An 18,907-nucleotide genomic window follows, 5' to 3' on the forward strand; every position below is an offset into this window, starting at 1 on the left:
CGAGCTCAGACCCGGGTGATCCGCACCGCGTCGGCAACGACGAATCCGGTGCCACTGGTCCAGCGGCTCACACCGACCTTGTTGCCCGTGCCCGCCGCCAGGGTGAATACGCCGATCGAGACCCACCGACCGCCGTTGACCCGCTGGTTGACGGACACGGATCTGTTTCCGGTGGTGGTCGCCACGAGATAGGGCGTCTGGTTGTTGTAGCCGGCATCGGCGGGGTACCAGACCGAGACCTCGTAGCTTCCAGTCGTCGGGATGGTCGACCGGTACCAGGCGACGTCACTGGACGCCACCGGACTGGCGAACCGGTAGTCGGTACCGAACCGTTGGGCTGAGTAGGCCGACGTGCCCCAGTCGCTGCTCGCCGTGAACCCTCCCGAGGTGCTGTTGTCGATGGTCGCGGCCCACTGCTGCGGCGGGGTCTGGGTGACCGTCACGTCGAGGTAGTTGCGGTCGATGTTCATCGTCACGCCACCCCACGTCTCGGTGACGTTGCCGGCGTACTGGTGCAGGCGCTGGTGGTTCGCATAGTGACCGTCGGCGCAGTAACTTCCGGCGTCCGTGTCAGCCACGCCGTTCCACCAGGCGATCCAGATCTGGTCGAGTCGCGTGTAGTTCGGGTTGTCGTACGCGTCGCAGACGTCCCTGATGCCGGAGGCGCCGCTGGAGTACATGCCGGCGAGGTACCCGCGTACGTGCAGTTGCTCGATCCAGCCGGACAGGAACGACAGGACTGCCGCTCGGCACGACGTGTCCGACGGGTACTGCTCGATGTCGTTGTAGATGGTGCTCGCACTGCCGATGCCCAGCGCCTGGGCGGCAGTCGCGGCGCTGTTCGCCGCGGCGACGCCTTGCGACCGGGCGGTTGTGGGATCTGCGGACATCTTTGGCGCCCGGGTACCGCACGGTGCCTGGTACCCCAGCTCGATGGGGAGAAGCCGCCATCCGTTACTGATCTGGTTGGCAACCCAGGTCGCGGTGAGATTGGGCTGGGCGCAGGAGCGGCTGCCCCCGCTGATGTAGATGCCGATCGCCCCGTAGGGCGAGCTGGCTCGCCACGCGTCCATTGCCGCCTGTGACGGGGCGGTGCAGGTGTCGAATCCCCGGCCGGTGAAGGTGCCGGGTTGCGGGCCGGCGGCCGACAGCGTCACAGCGGTCGGTGCTTGCGCGAGCGTCGCTGCCACCGCGATCGGGGCGGTCGGCGCCACGAGGCCTGCGGCAACGGTGAGACCCACCAACCACCCGGCAATGGTTCTCATCATCGCCACCTCCTGAAGAAGGAAACCTCGCTGACGAGCGGACAGCACGAAAGATTTCTACCACGAATCGATGAGTCGCAATACCATCCGTCGACGTTGACGTGCTGTCGGGTCTCCCGTGCCTCGCCGGCCGGCACTTCCGGGCGCGGTGGGGGAGAATCGGACGATGTTTGTCATCAGGGAGCGGTTCTTCTCGATCGGCGACGACTTCGACGTGCTCGACGAGCACGGCACCAAGGTCTTCCACGTCGACGGCAAGGTGCTCAGCGTCCGCAACAAGGTCGTCATCGAGGACGCCTCCGGCCAGGAGGTCGCCACGCTGCACCGGCACCTGGTGGCGCTGCGTCCCACGTACGAGATCCGGATCGGCGGCGAGAAGGCCGCCGAGGTCCGCAAGAATCTCCTCACGCCGTTCCGCGACAAGTTCACCATCGACGTGCCGGGGCCCGACGACCTGGAGATGAAGGGTGACCTGCTCGACCACGAGTACGTGATCGAACGCGACGGCACCGAGGTGGCCGCGGTCTCCAAGCGGTGGCTGACGATCCGGGACACCTACGCGGTGCAGGTCACTGCCGGCGTCGACCCGCTGCTCATCATCGGCAGCGTCCTCGCGCTCGACCTGGCGATAAACCGCGACAAGAAGAAGAAGGACGACGAGGACTGACCTCCTCGGCCCTGCGCCGCGAACAGCCCTGACCAAGCTGCGCAGGAGCAGCCGGCCGCGCTACCGGCTGTCGGGCCGGATGTTGTGGTTGAGGTGGAACACGTTGTGCGGGTCCCAGATCGTCTTGAGTGCGGTGAGCCGGGCGAGCTTGGCGGCCGGGTACGCACGGCGTATTCCGCGTTGCCCCTCGTCGGCGGCGAGCGAGTTGACGTAGACGCCGTTGGCGTACGGGTCGAGCGCGGCTCCGGCACTGCGAGCCGCCGCCATCCGACTGTCGTCCTCGGATGGCTCGGTCCAGCGGGAGCCGGCGCCGAACTCGAACATGGTGCCCCGGTGGCTGAACGCCGCGTCGGCGTCCGCGACGTCGGCGATGGCACCGCCGTGCGCCTGCAGACCGACGCCGGCCAGGTGGGCGCCGGTGTGCAGGTCCGACGCGCCGCGCAGCAGGAACGCCTCGATCGCGGCGGTGGGGAACTGCCGCAGGTAGTGCGCACTGGAGTACCGGCGGTAGGCGTGGCCGCCGACGGTGTCGTCGCGTTGCTGCAGTTCCAGGTATGACGGGGTGGTGACCCGCTCGGCGACCGGGCGCCCGAGCGCGCGCATCGCCGGCAGCAACCGGTGTCCCTGTGCCGGGTCGCCGACCCAGACGAAGCCGACGGTGGCGATGGGTCCCCTGGCCGTGCTGTGGACATCGGCGGTGAAGGTCGCCTGCCGGGGCGCGACGGCGTTGAGGTCACGCCAGCCTTCGAGCACCGGTACGGCGTCCTCGGCGCGGAAGTCGAACTCGGCGACCAGGGTCTGCGTTCCGGTGTGGTGCAGTTGGAACTCGAAGTCGGTGACGATGCCGAAGTTGCCGCCCCCGCCGCGCAGGCCCCAGTAGAGGTCCGGGTTCTCGGTTCGGCTCGCGGTCACCACCTCCCCGTCCGCGGTGACCATCGTGTAGGAGACGACGTTGTCGCAGGCCAACCCGTATTGGCGGGCGAGCCAACCCATGCCGCCGCCGAGGGTCAGGCCGCCGACCCCGGTGTGCGAGACGTTGCCCGCGGTCGTGACGAGGCCGTATGGCTGCGACGCCCGGTCGAGCGCGCCGAGCAGCGCGCCGCCCTGGACTCGGGCGCGTCGTCGAATCGGGTCGACCCGAACCCCGTTCAACGGGGTCAGGTCGATCATCAGGCCGTCGGTGGGGACGGCGAGGCCGGCCACGTTGTGCCCGCCGCAGCGCACCCCGATCTCCAGGTCGAGGTCGCGGGCCAGGCGCACCGCGGCCACCACGTCGGTGACGCTCGCGGCCTGCACGATCATCCGCGGGCGCCGGTCAATCATGGCGTTCCAGACGGTGCGGGCCGCGTCGTAACCCGGATTGCCGGGGGTGAGGAGGCGGCCGTCGAAGCGGGGACTGGTCGTTGTCGTCATAGTCTGAGCCTGACGGAAATCGGTACACCCGGTAAGGTCCGATTTCATGGGCCGAATCAGGACCAATTCGAGCACCGCGGAAGACCTGCTCATCCATGTCGACCGGTCCGCGGCCGAACCGCTGCACCGGCAGATCGCCGCCTCGATCCGGGGCGGCATCCGGGCCGGCCGGTTGCGGCTCGGGACGTCCCTGCCACCCACCCGCACCATCGCAGCCGATCTGGGAGTCTCCCGCGGCGTCGTGGTCGAGGCCTACCAGCAACTCGTCGCCGAGGGCTACCTCACCAGTCGGGCGGGCGGCTACACCCGGGTCGCGGTCGAGCCGGTTCCGCCGTAGGCGGGTCGGCGCGGCGGGGATCCGCCGACGGCCCGGATCGACTTCGGCTACGGCCGCACCGACGCGTCGTCATTCCCCCGGGCCGCCTGGCTGCGTTCGGTGCGAACGGTCCTCACCACCACGCCGAACGAACGCTTCGCCTACCTCGACGGACGGGGCGTACCCGAACTGCACGCCGCGCTGATCGACTACCTCAGCCGCGTCCGCGGCACATCGGGCCGCCCGGAGAACGTGGTGATCTGCAGTGGCTACGGCCAAGGCGTCGCGCTGATACTCCAGGTGCTCGCGGCGCGCGGCGCCCGGAGGGTGGCCGTCGAGGACCCATCCGCGGACGACGACGCCCGCCTCGTCGCGGCAGCCCTCGGCCTGGACGTGATCGGCGTTCCGGTCGGGCCCAACGGCATTCTCGTCGACAAGCTCCAAGAGACCGACGCGGACGCCGTCGTGCTGACGCCCTCGCACCAGTGGCCCACCGGCGGCGTCCTGTCGGCCACCGCGCGGGCCCGGGTCATCGGCTGGGCGCAGCGTCGCGGCGCCGTGGTGATCGAGGACGACTACGACGCGGAGTACCGCTACGACCGCTCGCCCGTCGGCGCCATGCAGGGGCTGGCACCCGACACCGTCGTCTACTGCGGCACAGCGAGCAAGACCCTGGCGCCAGGGCTGCGCCTCGGGTGGCTGCTTGCACCGCCACACCTGGTCGACGACATCACGGCGGCCAAGGTACGGGCCGACCGCGGCTCTCCCGTCATCGACCAACTGACCTTCGCCGACTTCCTCACGCGCGGCGAATTCGACAGGCACCTACGGCGCATGCGCCCGGTCTACCGCCGCCGCCGCGACGCACTCCTGGCCGCGCTGCGCGCACGGCTGCCCGAGCTGGAGCCGGTCGGTGTCGCGGCGGGCCAACACGTCGTAACCTGGCTCCCGCACGACCTCGACGAGGCCGCGGTCGTGGCTGCCGCTGCCCGGCATGGACTGGTCGTGCAGGGCGTCTCCCGGTACCGACTGAGCCCTGCCGGACCCGGCGGGCTGATCTTCGGCTACGCCACCCTCACCGAACGCTCCATTTCCGACGGAGTGCAGGCCCTTGCCGACGCGGCCGCGGAGGTCCGTGCAGATCTGCCGCGGACATGAACACCCCCAACGGCGCGAGACATAAAGGTCGTACGCTGGTGTGGTGATCGACTTTCGCGCGGCGGTTGAAGCAAGGGATCCCGATGCCCTTGAGGCAGCCCTTGCCGACACCGTGCTGTTTCGCAGCCCGGTGGCTTTCAAGCCCTATTCGGGCAAGGCAATCACCGCAGCGATCCTGCGCGGCGTCCTGCGGGTGTTCGAGGACTTCCGGTACACCCGTGAGCTGAGCGGCGACAACGGTCGCGATCACGCGCTGGTGTTCGAGGCCCGGATGGGCGACGTCGCCATTGAGGGCTGCGACTTCCTGCACCTGGATGAGAGCGGCCTTATCGACGAGTTCACGGTCATGGTTCGTCCGCTGTCCGCCGCGCAGGCACTGGCCGCCGCGATGGCCGCCCAATTCGAGCAGATCCAGCGTGAGGCCGCCGCCGGTTAGGTGGCAGCCAGAGCGCGAATTGCTGCCGGCGCCGGCTCTTGAGAAGACCACGGTGCGTCCGCCGGGTGACTCGACGATCTGCCGCACCTTGGCCACCCCGGGCGGGTTTGGTGGTGTGTCCTCCAGTCAGGTGAAACCTGAGTGATTTTCCTCTTCTGTCCGAGGCTTCCGCTGAACGCCGTTACGGTGTGATTTGGGCGATCAGGCACGTCGTCGCGGCACCGGAGCCCGGCCGCTATCGGTGCACGCGCCGGTCGATGGTGCTCCCGACCGGTCGCGGCTTCGGCGGGGTCGCGTAGGCGCCGTCGGGTCTGCCCGCGTTCGGAAACCACTGACCAACGAGGGGGAAGAGACATGCTCGGTATCTCGCTACGTCGGCCGAAGACCATCGCCGCAACGCTCGTCGCCGCAACGCTGGTGACAGTGCTCGGCTCAGCCGCCCCAGGCGTGTCCGCGGACGGCGGTGCGCAACCAACCCCAGACGAGGGGCGTCGCACCAAGCCAACAATCGTCCTGGTGCATGGCGCCTGGGCCGACGGCTCAAGCTGGAGTGGGGAGGTCCGCAGACTCCAGGCACGCGGTTTCGATGTCCAAGTCGCGCCGCAACCCAGCCGGGGGCCGACGATCGACAGCGGCTACCTGAAGGACTTCCTGTCCACCATCGAGGGTCCCATCGTGCTCGCGGCCCACTCGTACGGCGGCTTCGTGGTAAGCGACGCCGCGACCGGCAACAAAAACGTCAAGGCACTCGTGTTCGTCGACGCCTTCGCCCCCGACAAGGGGGAGACAGTGGAGGAACTCACCGCCGGCTCCGGCTCGGTGCTGGAGCCAGCCTTGACCGACCCGACGAGCGTTTTCAAGCTCGTGCCGTTTCCGGGTGCCCCGGAAGGTGCGGTCGACGCGTACGTCCTGCCGAAGGTGTTCATCAGCGGCTTCGCCAACGGTCTGCCTCGGCGGCAGGCGGAGGTGCTCGCCGTGACCCAGACCGCCCTGGCCACGAATGCCCTGGGGGAGCCCGCCACGGAGCCGGCGTGGAAGACGATCCCGGTATGGGCGGTGATCGGTACCGAGGATCGGGTCATCCCGCCGGCTCGTCAGGAGGAGATGATGAAGCGGGCGGGGGCCGACATCACCCGGATCGACGCGGGTCACCTGGGCCTGATCTCGCATCCCGGTGAAGTTACCGACGTCATCCTGGAGGCGGCCCGGACGACCGCCTGACGGGACCTCGTCAGATGGGCAGCAACAATGGCCGCGTGGGCCGAACGGCCCACGCGGCCACCCCATGCAAGGGCCAGCCGTGGGGGGGGGGGGGGGGGGGGCCCCGCCCGGGGGGGGGTGAGTTGGTCGCGGTGGCGGCGGCCTCGATCTGATTGGTGACCGCGCCCGTGTCGGTGACCATGGACAGGTGGGGGGCGTTGATCTCGACGGTGTGTGCGTTGGCCCTCTTGGACATGGCCACCTGCTCAGCGGCGGGGATGACGGCGTCCTGCTTGCCGATCACCGACCACGAGGGGATGGTGCGCCAGGCCGGCTCGCCGGACTCCTCGACCAGGGCGTTCAAGGCCAGGGGGCGCTGCCGGGCGGCCAGTACCGCCACGTCCTTCGCGGGGATGGTCTTGTCGGCGAACGCCTTGCCGAAGATTGACGGCTTCACATAGAGGTTGACAATTCCCGGGTCGGCGCCGGGGATGGCGACCTGGTCGAAGACGGTGGACGCTTCGGCCGCGAAGACCGAGCCTGGCACGGCCGAGGTCAGCGACAGCACGGTGTCGTGCTCGTCCGGGATGTACGCGTCGACGTACACCAGGGCCTTGACCTGCTTGTTGCCCACAGCGGCGTTCGTGATGACCATGCCGCCGTACGAGTGCCCGACGAGGACGACCGGTCCGGTGATGGTGTCCAGGTACGCGCGGAGATTGTCGGCGTCGTTCTTCACGCCCGACAGCAGATTCGGCGGCGTGACCACCCGGTAGCCGTCGTGCTGGAGCTTGGCTGCCACCTTGTCCCAGCTGGACCCGTCCGCCCACGCGCCGTGCACGAGCACGACTGTCGGTTTGACCGATGCGGGGCGCGAATTGTGGGACTGCACGACGTGACTCGTCGAGGCCTGGGCGGTGCCGATGCCGGCACCGGTCAGGGTGAGGGCGCCGATGGCCACGCCTACGTAGATGAGGCGGCGCCGCAAGAACAATTTCACGGTGTTTCCTTTCACTTCTGGAAAAAGTCGAGCAGGGCGGCGTTGACCTGATCGCTGTGGGTCCAGGCAATGGCGTGCGGCCCGCCCTCGATGACGAGCAACTGCGTATCCCCGATGAAGGTGGACAGCCGCTGGCCGGTCACCCCGATGGGTAGGACTCGGTCCTGGTCGCCCTGAATCACGAGTACCGGCACGTCAATCTTGGACAGGTCGTCACGGAAATCGGTGAGCCAGGTCGGGATGCAGGCCACCGCGGCGAGGGGAGATCCGGCCACGGCAACGGTCAAACTGGCCTGGAAGGCCTCGTCGCTAACCAGCGAGCCGCCGTAGACGTCGAGGTTGTAAAAGTTCTCCAGGAACTGCTTGAGCCACCCGTTCCGGTCCGCCCGCGCCGCCTGGATGAACCCATCGAACAACGACTGCGGTGCGCCTTCGGGGTTGTCGTCGGTCCGCAGAAGGAACGGCGGGATCGGCGACATCAGGACGGCCTTCGCGACCCGCCCGGTGCCGTAGCGGCCCAGGTAACGGGCAACGTCGCCGGTTCCCATCGAGTGACCCACGAGGATGGCGTCGCGTACGTCCAGTTCCGTGAGCAGCACGTCTACGTCACTGGCGAACGTGTCGTAGTCGTATCCACCGGCGGGCTGGCTGGAATTGCCCCAACCCCGCCGGTCATAGGTGATGACCCGGTAACCGGCTGCGAGTAGTGCGGAGACCTGCTTTTCCCAGGCCTGCCCGCTCAGCGGGTAGCCGTGACTGAGCACCACCGGCGTACCGGCGCCGTGATCCTCGTAATAGATCTCGATTGGGTCGGCTCCCTCTGAGCCAACGGTGACACGGGGCATGCGCACTCCTTGGGCTTGCGTTCCGCGCTGGGAACCTTGCCGAAGGTACTGATATGGCAGCGTTTCTCGAATCACCCGAATCACGTAGTCCCCGCGTATCGCGACCGACTCGACGGACAACGAGAGATGGGGGATGCGGGGGCCCCGGGGTAGGCCGCAGGCTGGGCCGAAAAGCGAAGCCGCTGTCCTTCCATCTCTAGGATGTCAATCGTGACGACGCCCGACCGCAGGCTCCCGGACGCGCCGCAGTCCCACTGCGAGTTCAAGGTCTTCGGCGGTCTTGGCTGCCGGCGGGACGGCTCGGACGTCGATCTTGGCCCAGTACGCCAGCGGATCATCCTGGCCAAGCTCCTTGCCGCCGGCGGTGACGCGGTCAGCCTCGAGAACATCATCGACAGCCTGTGGGACGAACAACCGCCGGCCAGTGCCGCGAACCAGATCCACCGGCACGTCGGGAACCTCCGGCGGATTCTCGAACCGGACCTGGACGTGCGCGAAACCGGCCGATACCTCCTACCAGCCGGTACGGGCTACCGGTTGGTCCTCGCGACCGAGGCCTCCGATCTGGCGATGTATCGCGAGTTGGTCCGACGGGCCCGTGAGGCGCTCGCCGGCGGGGACGTCGTGCCCGGTGCGCGGGCGTACCTGACCGCTTTGGAGCTTGGCCGCAGCCCCGCGTTCACCGACCTGCCAACCAGCGCGTTGAGTTCGCCGGAGTTCGTCGCCATCGAACGGGAGCGCGTGGCGGTGGCGCTCGCGGCCAGCGAAGCCGCGATCGCCCACGGCATGGCCGGCACCGCCTTGACCCCACTGCTGAGCGTTGCCGCCGCAGCGCCGCTGGACGAGGCGCTACAGGCGTGCCTGATGCGCGCGTACGTGGCCACCGGTCACCGGGCGGAAGGGGTGCGGGTCTTCGAGCGGACCCGCCAACGTCTCGCCGAGGAACTGGGGGTGGACCCGGGGCAGGAACTGCGGGAGGCGTATCGGGAACTGCTGGCCAGCGGCTGGACCCTGCAGGAGGAACTGCGCCCGCCGGAGGCTCCCCGGCCGGCACAGCTGCCGCCGCAGGTCGCGGGCTTCGTCCGCCGAAACGACGTGGCCGCCGTGCTCGACGACCAACTGTCCGACGCGTTCAGCGATGCGACGATCGTGATCACTGTGCTCGGTGGCATGGGTGGCATCGGCAAGACCGCGCTCGCCGTGCACTGGGCCCACCAGATCGCCAGCGAGTTTCCCGATGGCCAGTTGTTCCTGAACCTGAGGGGTCTCGATCCGGACGGACGCGTCATGTCATCGGAGGAGGCGCTCGCCACGTTGCTCGCGTCCCTGGGCGAGCCAGCGGTCTCGTCACCGCAGGAGAACGTCGACGCGCAGGCAGCTCGTTACCGCAGTCGCCTTTTCGGTCGTCGGCTCCTGATCCTCCTGGACAACGCGCGCGACTCCGAGCAGGTTCGCCCGCTGCTGCCAGCCTCCCGGGGCTGTCTGGTCATCGTGACGAGTCGCAACCGGATGACGAGCCTGGTCACCCGGGAGGGCGCACGTTATCTGCAAGTCGATCGGCTGACCGGGGCCGAGTCCCGCCAACTTCTGGTCAACCGCCTCGGCGCCCGTCGCGCCACCACGAACCCGGACGCGTTGGACAAGGTCATCGCGCTCTGTGCCGGGCTGCCGCTCGCACTGGCGATCGTGGCGGCCCGCGTGGCCCTCAACCCGGCCCTGCCCTTGAGCGCGGTCCTCAGCGACGTCTCGGCGCCGTCAGCCAGACTCGACGCGTTGTCCAGCGCGGATTCGTCCGACGATGTCCGGTCGGTGTTCTCGTGGTCGTACCGCGCTCTCGATCCGTCGACGGCGCAGGTGTTTCGTGCCCTCGCAGTCCATCCGGGCCCTCAGATCTCACTGGAGTCGGTGGCCAGTGTCGCCGGAGTCGGTCGCGCACAGGCGCGCGAACTGCTCAGGGAGTTGGTGACCGCGAATCTGCTCGACGAGTCGCAGTTAGGGCTTTACGGTCTGCACGACCTGTTGCGGGCCTACGCGGGCGAACTCCTCGACGAGGATCAGGAACGACCGGGGTACGAGCGGCGTCTCGTCATGCATTACCTGCACTCGGCCCGCGCCGCCTACGCGAGGCACCACCGGCAGCCAATCGGCACTGTCCGCGAACCGCCGTCGGATGTGACGCCCGAATCGTTCGACAGCGTGCCACAGGCTGCCGCCTGGTATGCACGAGAACGCTCCGCGTTGTGGGCGACGATCGATCTGGCCCTCGCGCACGGCCTGGGGCGCGACGCGGCGGCTCTGGTCCTCGCCGCCTCAGCACCGGGCAGCAACTCCATACCCGTGGGCCGGACACGGACGGTACTTGCCATTCTCGACATGGTCAGCGTGCTCGGCGAGCCGCTGATGGAGGCAGAACTTCTTCGTACCGTCGGTGAGGTCTCCGCCCCGCTGCCACAGGCCGACGAATATCTCCGTCGAGCCTTGCGCATCTTCGAAGGCATCAGAGAACTCGCCGGACAAGCCGCGGTCCTGCGAAACCTCGCCGTGCTCTCGTTGTCGCGCGGCGACCACGACGCCGCCAACGCGTACGGCGAACGCTCGGTGGGTCTTGCCCGGCAGACGGGGCACCAGGAACTGCTCGCCGTTTCGCTGCTGACACTCACGAGAGCGCTCCTGGGGTCCGACCAGTTCGAGGCTGGCACGCGGGTGGCTGACGAAGGGCTGGCCATCGCAGTGACGGAGCACCTCGATCACCTGAAGATCTACTACGCCCAGCTCGTCGCGGAGTCGTCCTGGAAACTCGGCCGCCTCGAACGAGCTGCGAAGGTGTCGGAGTGGGGGTTGACGGAAGGCGTCTGTGAGTCGGACGGTCCCCGGTGTGCCGTCGCGGCGATCCTCGCGCGGGCCGCATTCGATCTAGGCGACCTGGCGCGCGCGGAACGGGGGTGCCAGCAGTTCGAGAACCTGATCGCCGACAACGGCTTCCGGGAACTCATCGAGTTCTCCGGCATTGAGGAGGCCGAGGCATACCGGACCATGGTCGCGTATGTCCGGGCCCGACTCAGCTTGTTGAGGGGCGCGTCGTGAGCGGGTAGGGCGAGCACTCAGCCTGCACTCGTCATGCACAACGGTGCGATCGGATGGTCGTCGAGACCCCGAACCCTCGCCCGAGGAGCACCATGCACTGCGTCGTAGCCGAGCCTGCCCGAGTCCTTTCCCGTGCGGTACTGACCCCACGACAGGAACAGATCGCTCTGCTGGTGGCGGCGGGCTCCACAAACGTCGAGATCGCGACGAACCTGGTCATCAGCACCCACACCGTCAAACATCACCTACGCGGAGTGTTCCACAGGCTGGGCGTCGCGTCCCGCCGCGAACTACGCGGCAGGCTGGCCTGCCACGACACGACCAACCACCTCGCCCAGAGTTGCTGCCTGACCAGCCAGGAGCGGGACATCGCGCAGCGGGTCTCGAACGGCGCGTCCAACCGCGAGGTGGCGGCAGAACTGTTCATCAGCCCGAGCACGGTGGACTACCACCTACGCAAGATCTTCCGCAAGCTCGACATCACCTCACGCCGAGAACTGGCGAGAGGAGACGCACCTGCTGCGCCTCGACCGGAGGCCTTGCCCAAATCATCTTAGTCATTAAGATAATTGCATGCGCGTATCGACGGACTTCTCGGTGGCAATCGCTGGCGCGGGCCTCTCCGGCCTCTGCCTCGCCCAGTACCTGATGCGCGCCGGCATCGACGTGCACGTCTACGAGCGCGACCAGGGCCCCTTCGTGCGGCGGCAGGGCTACCGGATCATTCTCGACCGGTACGGGCTGGAGGCGCTGAGCGAGAGCCTGCCCCGCGCGCTGTACAGCCTGGCGCTGAGCACCGGTGACGAGCCCGGCGGGCACCTGCGCTTCACCGACAGCCGGCTGCGGGACGCATTCACCATCGCCTTCAAGGTTGAGCCGCACGCGACCCGGCAGGTCGACCGGCTGACCCTGCGGTCGATCCTGCAGTCCGGGCTGGACGGGCGTATCCACTACGGCAAGGACGCCGCCGCGGTGGACAGCGGCGGGCCGGCAGGGCTGCGGCTGCTGTTCTCCGACGGCGGGTCCGCCGCGGCAGACGTCGTCGTGGGTGCCGACGGCGTCGGCTCGGCGCTGCGCGCGCAGCTCATGCCGGACGCCGACCCGACGAACACTCCGATGGCGGGCATCTACGGCCGGTCGCCCCTGCGGCGCAACGGCGAGAGCGTCATCCCGGAAGCGCTGCGTACCAGTGGGGTCCTGGCCATCGCCGACCGGCCGGGCCGCGCCTTCTTCTTCACTTCGATGCGGTTCGGCGAGAGCCCGCAGGAGGCGTTCGCTCGCCTTGCCCCGGGCAGCTATGCGCCCACCGGCTACGACTACGTCATGTGGGGACTGCTGCTCCGGCAGGAGGAGGTGCCCGTCGGCATCCGCGGGGACCTGCTGGCGCTGTGGAGACTGGCCTCCCGGAGGAGTGCGGACTTCCACCCGGTCATCCGGCGGTTGGTCGGCACGGCCGAGCTGGACGCCACCGTGCTCAACCTCTTCGCCACCGGCCGGCGCCCGCGCCGGTGGGCGGTGCCCCGGGCGACGATGATGGGCGACGCCGTGCACGTCATGCCGCCGTTCGGCGCTCACGGCGGCAACACAGCGCTCCGCGACGCCGCACTGCTCGGCCGCAAGCTGGTGGAGGCGCGGGCCACCGCCGCGCCGGTGGAGGAGGCGATCGCCAGCTACCAGGAAGAGATGGTGCCCTACGCCTTCCGTGCCGTCGACACCGCCGCCGGGCTGATGCGCCGACTCACCGGGGGCGCGGCAGCCCCACACTGGGTGCTGACCCGCGTGTTACCTCGGCTGCACCGGGTCACCGTGCCGGAGGCATGATTGCCGGCATGTCCCACGAGTCGGCCCGTGCGTCCGCGATCGTCGACCTCATGCGCGCCGGGCGGGAGACGTCGCGGCTGTCCATGGTGTTCCGGTACGCCATCGCGGAGCGGTTGGGCCTCACCGTGAGCGACCTGGAGTGCCTGGACTACCTGGCGGACGTCGGATCCGCCACCGCGGGGCAGGTCGCCGAGCGGACCAACCTCACCACCGGGGCGGTGACCAGCATGCTCCGCCGGCTCCAGCAGGCGGGTTATGTGACGGCCGAGCGCGATCCGGCGGACCGGCGGCGGGTGATCGTCACCCTGCGGCCGGAGCGGGTCGCCGAGTTGGAGCGACCGTACGAGCGGTTCGCCGAGCGGGTGGAGCGGCTCATCGAGGGCTACAGCGTCGAGGACGTCATGCTGCTGGTCCGGCACTTTGACCGCATGCAGGCGATCTACCTCGCCGAGTTGGACAGTCTCGCCAGCGGCGACACCGCGCAGCGGTCCGCCTGAGGCTGCATCGCGTGACTGACCGCCCTCCCGGTCCGCTGTCTGACTCCGGCTTCTGACCAACATTTAGCCAACATCCTCTTGCGAGACTGCGGGCAGCGGGGCCAACCAATTCAACGGAGCCGAAGCCGGACCGTCCGGTCAGCCCCATGATTCGGTGCCACACCTCACTTCTCTGCCGGTTTCGTTTGATGCCGCGATACGGGAGGCGAGGCGATCTTTAGTACCAATTCGGGGGCAGTTTGACACCGCGCGGACGATCTGTCATCCGAAGGTGAGGCGATCCAGAATGCGCTCAGGATCCGAACTTGAGCAAATTGGATCTCAATTCAGGACGGAGAAACTGCTGTGCGATCTATCAGGCGACGAGGGCTCTTCACCGTGGTTGTGGCCCTGATCCTGTCCATGGTGCTCCCGGTGAACCTGGCCTCCGCATCACCTGCCGAGTCCGAGCCTTCCGTGACGACGAGCAAGCAGGCTGCGGAGGCCGCGCTGCTCCGGTTCGCGGCGCTGCATCCTCCCACGTCCCTCGCAGCGGGTAACTACATCGGCAATGCCTGGGGCGGCGGCCTCGGCGTCATCCATGTTCGGGATGGCAAGTACACGCACGGCACTTACGATGCCGTCCTGCCGTTCAATCAGTGGACTGACGAGTGGTTCGGCTGGGCCAACGCCGCTGGCTGGTACACCGGGGCCAACCACTGCACCAGCCAGATTCGCTCCGACGGCGGTGGCCCGTGGTACCAGCAGCTGCCGGACCTCGGGCCAGGTCAGCACTTCATCGGTCTATCGACAAGCTACGTCGTGTCTGTGTACGACTGCTAATGGAGTGACGCGGGAGGGGAGATCCACCACGAGGGTGGATCTCCCCTGAGTGGTGTTTCCGGCAGTGCAACGGCGAAACGTCGGCATTGGCGCGTGGTGAACGACGGCTATCCCGGGCGGGGGTCCTGCGTCGATCATTGCCGGGAGATAGATGCGAGTCACTCTCACCTCCTGGTGGAACGCCCGGGCGCGGGGGCGAGACGTCGGCACCGGAAGCCGGGCGTGACCGAACGGCCCGACTCCGCGTCCCCGGAGGATCGCCATGCCCCGTCCCGCTGTCCGTAACCGGCTCGCGGCGTTCACCGCCGCCGTCCTGACCGCGAGCGTCCTGACGGTGACCCCGCCGTCACCGGCGCTGGCCGCCAGCACGTTCGCCGCCAACGACTACTGCCTCGGCCAGTGCGCCGACATCCTGCCCCCCGGGCAGAACGGCAACGCCACGCTTGTCGCCATTCTGGCGCACCAGGCGCTCGGCACCCGCCCGGCGCACTCCAGCGACCAACTCGACGAGTACGCGAACCTGGTCTACAACTACGCCGGGCTGACCGACGAGCAGATCGCCAGCTTCTACAACGACGCCTCGTTCGGCGTCCCGGCCGCGCAGGTGGAGAGCACCGTCTCGCCGCGATCGGATGTCACCATCGTGCGGGACAAGGCCACCGGCGTCCCGCACGTCGCCGGAACCACCCGCGCCGGCACCATGTTCGGCGCCGGCTATGCCGGTGCCCAGGACCGGCTCTGGGTGATGGACCTGCTGCGGCACGCCGGTCGCGGCACGCTCACCTCGTTCGCCGGCGGCGCACCCGGCAACCGGGAGTTGGAGCAGAGCATCTGGGCCAACTCGCCCTACTCGGAGGCGGACCTGCAGGCCCAGGTGGACGCACTGCGCCTCAAGGGCTCCCGGGGCCAGCAGCTCTACACCGACGTGGTCGACTACATCGCCGGCATCAACGCCTACATCGACAAGTCGATCGCCGACGACAACTACCCGGGCGAGTACGTGCTCGCCGGCGCCGGCAAGCCGACGCACTTCACCATGACCGACCTCATCGCCACCGCCGGCGTCGTCGGCGGGCTCTTCGGCGGGGGCGGCGGCAGCGAGATCCAGTCCGCGCTGGTCCGGGTGGCCGCCCGCGCCAAGTACGGCGCCACCGAGGGCGACCGGGTGTGGGCGGCGTTCCGCTCGCAGAACGACCCGGAGACCGTGCTCACCCTGCACGACGGGCAGAGCTTCCCGTACGGGGCGACCCCGCCGGGCGCGACAAGCGCGGTGCTCCCCGACGCCGGCTCGGTGGTCGCCGAGCCCCTCGCGTACGACCCCACCGGCGGGGCCGCCGCCCGCACCGGCGCCAGCACCGCCACCCCGGGGCTGCTCGGCGGCCTGGCCAACCTGCGCGCACACGGCATGTCCAACGCGGTAGTGGTCTCTGGACGGCACACCACCACCGGCAACCCGGTGGCCGTGTTCGGGCCGCAGACCGGTTACTTCGCGCCGCAGTTGCTGATGCTCCAGGAGTTGCAGGGGCCGGGCATCAGCGCTCGCGGCGCCGCGTTCGCCGGGCTCAACCTCTACGTGCTGCTGGGCCGTGGCCAGGACTACGCGTGGAGCGCGACCTCCGCCTCCCAGGACCTCACCGACACGTACGCGGTGCCGCTGTGCACCACCGACGGCAGTGCCCCGACGTTGCGCAGCAACCGCTACCTCTACCACGGACAGTGCCTCGCCATGGAGGCGCTGGAGCAGCGCAACTCCTGGTCCCCGACCCTGGCCGACTCCACCCCGGCCGGCTCGTACACGCTGCGCGCGCTGCGCACCAAGTACGGGCTGGTGGCCCACCGGGGCCTGGTGAACGGGCAGCCGACCGCGTTCACCAAACTGCGTTCGACCTACCGGCACGAGGCTGACTCGGCGATCGGCTTCCAGGCCTACAACGACCCGTCGGCGATGGGCAGCGCGGCGGCGTTCCAGGCCTCCGCCGCCACCGTCGGGTACGCGTTCAACTGGTTCTACGTCAACTCGACCGAGGCGGCGTACTTCAACTCCGGCTCGAACCCGGTCCGTCCGGCCACCGCCGACCCGAACCTGCCCACCAAGGCCGAACCGGCGTACGAGTGGGCCGGCTGGAACCCGGACACCAACGACGCCACGTACGCCCCGGCGTCGGCGCATCCGCAGTCGGTCAACCAGGACTACTACGTCAGCTGGAACAACAAGCAGGCGCGGGACTTCGGGGCCGCGGACGGCAACTTCAGCTTCGGCTCCGTACACCGGGCTCAGTTGCTCGACGGCCCGGTGCGCGCCGCGATCGCCCAGCGCAAGCTCGGCCGCGCCGACGTCGTCACGATCATGGCGGATGCGGCGGTGACCGACCTGCGCGGTCAGCAGGTTCTCGGCGACCTGCTGCGGGTGTTGGACAGCGCGGCGGTCACCGATCCGGCGCTGGCCGACGCGGTGGGCAAGCTGCGCGCCTGGCAGCAGTCCGGGGCCCGCCGGGTGGAGACGTCCCCCGGCTCCAAGGTCTACCAGCACGCCGACGCCATCCGGATCTTCGACGCCTGGTGGCCGCTGCTGGCCTCGGCGCAGTTCCGCCCCGGCCTCGGGCCGGACCTCTACGCCGCGCTTGTCGACGCCATCGAGGTGAACGAGGCGCCGTCGGGCGGCCAGAACGGGGGACGCGACGGCGCCGTGAGCTGGGCGTTGCAGGGTCAGGCGCACAAGGGCTCGTCGTTCCAGTACGGCTGGTGGGGCTACGTCGACAAGGACCTGCGGACCGTGCTTGGCGACCCGGTGGCCGGTGGGCTGGGCCGCGCGTACTGCGGCAACGGCAACCTCGGCGCGTGCCGGCAGGCAGTGCTCGACACGCTCGGCCAGGCCGCCGCGGTGCCGGCCACCACTGTCTACCCGGGCGACAAGTCCTGCGGGGCCGGCGACCAGTGGTGCGCCGACTCGATCGCCCAGTCCGGCCTCGGCGGCATCACCCACCCGGTGATCGCCTGGCAGAACCGCCCCACCTACCAGCAGGTCGTCTCGTTCCCGGCGCGCCGGGGCGACGACGTCACCAACCTGGCGCAGGGCCGCCCGACCACCGCGTCGAGCACCCAGTTCCTGACCAGCCACACCCCGGACAAGGCGGTCGACGGCAGCCTCGGCAGCCGGTGGGCCAGCAGTTACAACGACAACCAGTGGCTCCGGGTGGATCTCGGGGCTTCCCGCAGCGTCAGCCGGGTCGTGCTGCGCTGGGAAGCCGCGTACGGCACCTCGTACCGGATCGAGGTCTCCGGCGACGGCACCTCCTGGACGCCGGTGTTCGCCACCACCACCGGCAACGGCGGCGTCGACAACGCCACCTTCGCCCCGGTCACCGCCCGCTACGTGCGGGTTTACGGGGTCAAGCGGGCCACCTCGTACGGGTTCTCGCTCTACGAGTTCGAGCTGTACGGAAAGTGACAGTGCCCGGAGGGGCCGGCGGGAATCACTCGCCAGCCCCTCCGGTGCACAGCGGGGCCCAACTAACGGGTCGGCTCCCCGGACGGCTGCACGAGGAACGATTTGATGTGTTCCAGCGCCATGTCCAATGCGACCTCCATGGGTGCGACGTTGTGCGCGGCGTTCGCCAGCAGGTAGCCGCCTTGCAAAGCGGCCATCAGGCCCGTGGCCAACTTCTCCGGGTCGGCATCCGGGCGCAGTAGACCGCTGTCACGCATCCGGTGCAGACCATCACTGATCAGCCTTTCCCATGCCGCGAACGTCTCCGACAGGGACGATCGAGCCTGCTCGTCCTGATCGGACAGCTCAAGCGTCATCGACCCGAGGCCGCACCCGTACTTGCCGTTGTTCAGCGAATTGGCCTGGACCAGCGCGTTACGCCACCGGACCAGTCCGGAGAACGATCTCAATCGTTCGAGGCCTGCGCGTTCACGCTGAAGCACGAGCGCGCCTCGATATTTGACCAAGGCGCGCACGAGTTCCTGCTTGTCGGCGAAGTGGTGGTAGAGCTGAGACTTGCTCGTCTGGCTTGCCTCGCGGATGTCGTCAAGGGTCGTCGCGTTCACTCCGCGCACGAGCATCAGCCGGTTCGCTGCATCGAGGATCCGCTCTCGGGTCGCGATGCCCCGTTGACTGATCCTTCGCCTATCCGTCGGCGCAGCCACCTGCTCGTCGCTCATCTGTCAAGCCTATCCAGCGGGCGAGATGATCTAGAGAAACGGACCTTGGGCTCCATTCGGCGTTTTCGCGCGTTCACCTCGTGGTGAAGGGCGGACGTACGTGCCGTCGGCTCGGCCCGGACCCGGGGGGGGGGGGGGGGGGCGGCGGGGCCCGCGCGGGGGGGGGGGGGGGGCCGCGCCCGCCCCCGGGCGCCCCCCCCCCCGGGCGGGGCGGGG

Annotated in this window: 16 protein-coding genes; 11 read left to right on the forward strand and 5 right to left on the reverse strand. The window is 68.9% G+C overall.

Features of this window, described 5'->3' with window-relative positions:
* Positions 1 to 5: 5 nt before the first annotated feature.
* Positions 6 to 1,268 (reverse strand): glycoside hydrolase domain-containing protein, encoded by a 1,263-nt coding sequence (locus tag ACFYL6_RS19985; protein ID WP_387173040.1) that lies wholly within the window; start codon positions 1,266 to 1,268, stop codon positions 6 to 8.
* 163 nt (positions 1,269 to 1,431) lie between these two features.
* On the opposite strand from ACFYL6_RS19985, the gene ACFYL6_RS19990 reads away from it, so the two are divergent.
* Positions 1,432 to 1,932 carry an LURP-one-related/scramblase family protein gene (locus ACFYL6_RS19990; RefSeq protein WP_387173042.1) on the forward strand — a complete coding sequence of 167 codons (501 nt, stop codon included), beginning with the start codon at positions 1,432 to 1,434 and terminating at the stop codon, positions 1,930 to 1,932.
* Positions 1,933 to 1,992: 60 nt separating this feature from the next.
* On the opposite strand, the gene ACFYL6_RS19995 is transcribed toward ACFYL6_RS19990, so the two are convergent.
* On the reverse strand, positions 1,993 to 3,345 hold the full coding sequence (locus ACFYL6_RS19995) for an FAD-binding oxidoreductase (RefSeq protein ID WP_387173044.1): 1,353 nt from the start codon (positions 3,343 to 3,345) through the stop codon (positions 1,993 to 1,995).
* A 46-nt stretch (positions 3,346 to 3,391) separates the two neighbouring features.
* Between ACFYL6_RS19995 and ACFYL6_RS20000 the strand changes: the two genes are divergently transcribed.
* The 4 genes from ACFYL6_RS20000 (at position 3,392) to ACFYL6_RS20015 (ending at position 6,476) form a co-directional block, all read left to right on the forward strand.
* The gene (locus tag ACFYL6_RS20000) at positions 3,392 to 3,682 is read left to right on the forward strand and encodes a GntR family transcriptional regulator (protein ID WP_387173046.1); all 291 of its coding nucleotides are present in this window, start codon (positions 3,392 to 3,394) and stop codon (positions 3,680 to 3,682) included.
* Between the two features lie 99 nt (positions 3,683 to 3,781).
* Positions 3,782 to 4,819, forward strand: a complete 1,038-nt coding sequence (locus ACFYL6_RS20005; RefSeq protein WP_387173048.1) for a PLP-dependent aminotransferase family protein — start codon at positions 3,782 to 3,784, stop codon at positions 4,817 to 4,819.
* Positions 4,820 to 4,862: 43 nt separating this feature from the next.
* Positions 4,863 to 5,255, forward strand: a complete 393-nt coding sequence (locus ACFYL6_RS20010; protein ID WP_387173049.1) for a nuclear transport factor 2 family protein — start codon at positions 4,863 to 4,865, stop codon at positions 5,253 to 5,255.
* Positions 5,256 to 5,609: 354 nt separating this feature from the next.
* Positions 5,610 to 6,476, forward strand: a complete 867-nt coding sequence (locus tag ACFYL6_RS20015; RefSeq protein WP_387173051.1) for an alpha/beta fold hydrolase — start codon at positions 5,610 to 5,612, stop codon at positions 6,474 to 6,476.
* A gap of 10 nt (positions 6,477 to 6,486) precedes the next feature.
* Here ACFYL6_RS20015 and ACFYL6_RS20020 read toward each other — a convergent pair whose 3' ends face one another.
* Positions 6,487 to 7,455, reverse strand: coding sequence for an alpha/beta fold hydrolase (locus tag ACFYL6_RS20020; protein WP_387173053.1), 969 nt, complete (start codon positions 7,453 to 7,455; stop codon positions 6,487 to 6,489).
* Between the two features lie 11 nt (positions 7,456 to 7,466).
* Positions 7,467 to 8,300 (reverse strand): alpha/beta fold hydrolase, encoded by an 834-nt coding sequence (locus tag ACFYL6_RS20025; RefSeq protein WP_387173055.1) that lies wholly within the window; start codon positions 8,298 to 8,300, stop codon positions 7,467 to 7,469.
* 210 nt (positions 8,301 to 8,510) lie between these two features.
* On the opposite strand from ACFYL6_RS20025, the gene ACFYL6_RS20030 reads away from it, so the two are divergent.
* The 6 genes from ACFYL6_RS20030 (at position 8,511) to ACFYL6_RS20055 (ending at position 17,972) form a co-directional block, all read left to right on the forward strand.
* Complete coding sequence (locus ACFYL6_RS20030) at positions 8,511 to 11,384, forward strand: BTAD domain-containing putative transcriptional regulator (RefSeq protein ID WP_387173057.1); 2,874 nt, start codon at positions 8,511 to 8,513, stop codon at positions 11,382 to 11,384.
* 53 nt (positions 11,385 to 11,437) lie between these two features.
* The gene (locus ACFYL6_RS20035; RefSeq protein WP_387173059.1) at positions 11,438 to 11,941 is read left to right on the forward strand and encodes a LuxR family transcriptional regulator; all 504 of its coding nucleotides are present in this window, start codon (positions 11,438 to 11,440) and stop codon (positions 11,939 to 11,941) included.
* 16 nt (positions 11,942 to 11,957) lie between these two features.
* Entirely contained in the window at positions 11,958 to 13,205 is a 1,248-nt protein-coding gene (locus ACFYL6_RS20040; protein ID WP_387173061.1) for an FAD-dependent oxidoreductase, read from the forward strand.
* Between the two features lie 8 nt (positions 13,206 to 13,213).
* Positions 13,214 to 13,702, forward strand: a complete 489-nt coding sequence (locus tag ACFYL6_RS20045) for a MarR family winged helix-turn-helix transcriptional regulator (RefSeq protein ID WP_387173062.1) — start codon at positions 13,214 to 13,216, stop codon at positions 13,700 to 13,702.
* Positions 13,703 to 14,080: 378 nt separating this feature from the next.
* Positions 14,081 to 14,524: a hypothetical protein gene (locus ACFYL6_RS20050; RefSeq protein WP_387173064.1), complete on the forward strand. Its 444-nt coding sequence runs from the start codon at positions 14,081 to 14,083 to the stop codon at positions 14,522 to 14,524.
* A 262-nt stretch (positions 14,525 to 14,786) separates the two neighbouring features.
* Positions 14,787 to 17,972: a penicillin acylase family protein gene (locus tag ACFYL6_RS20055; protein WP_387173066.1), complete on the forward strand. Its 3,186-nt coding sequence runs from the start codon at positions 14,787 to 14,789 to the stop codon at positions 17,970 to 17,972.
* 62 nt (positions 17,973 to 18,034) lie between these two features.
* On the opposite strand, the gene ACFYL6_RS20060 is transcribed toward ACFYL6_RS20055, so the two are convergent.
* A complete protein-coding gene (locus ACFYL6_RS20060) occupies positions 18,035 to 18,691 on the reverse strand; it encodes a TetR/AcrR family transcriptional regulator (RefSeq protein WP_387173069.1) in 657 nt (218 codons plus the stop codon).
* Positions 18,692 to 18,907: the final 216 nt, after the last annotated feature.

It is taken from the genome of Micromonospora sp. NPDC007208 (assembly GCF_042869175.1).
Classification (GTDB): domain Bacteria; phylum Actinomycetota; class Actinomycetes; order Mycobacteriales; family Micromonosporaceae; genus Micromonospora; species Micromonospora foliorum.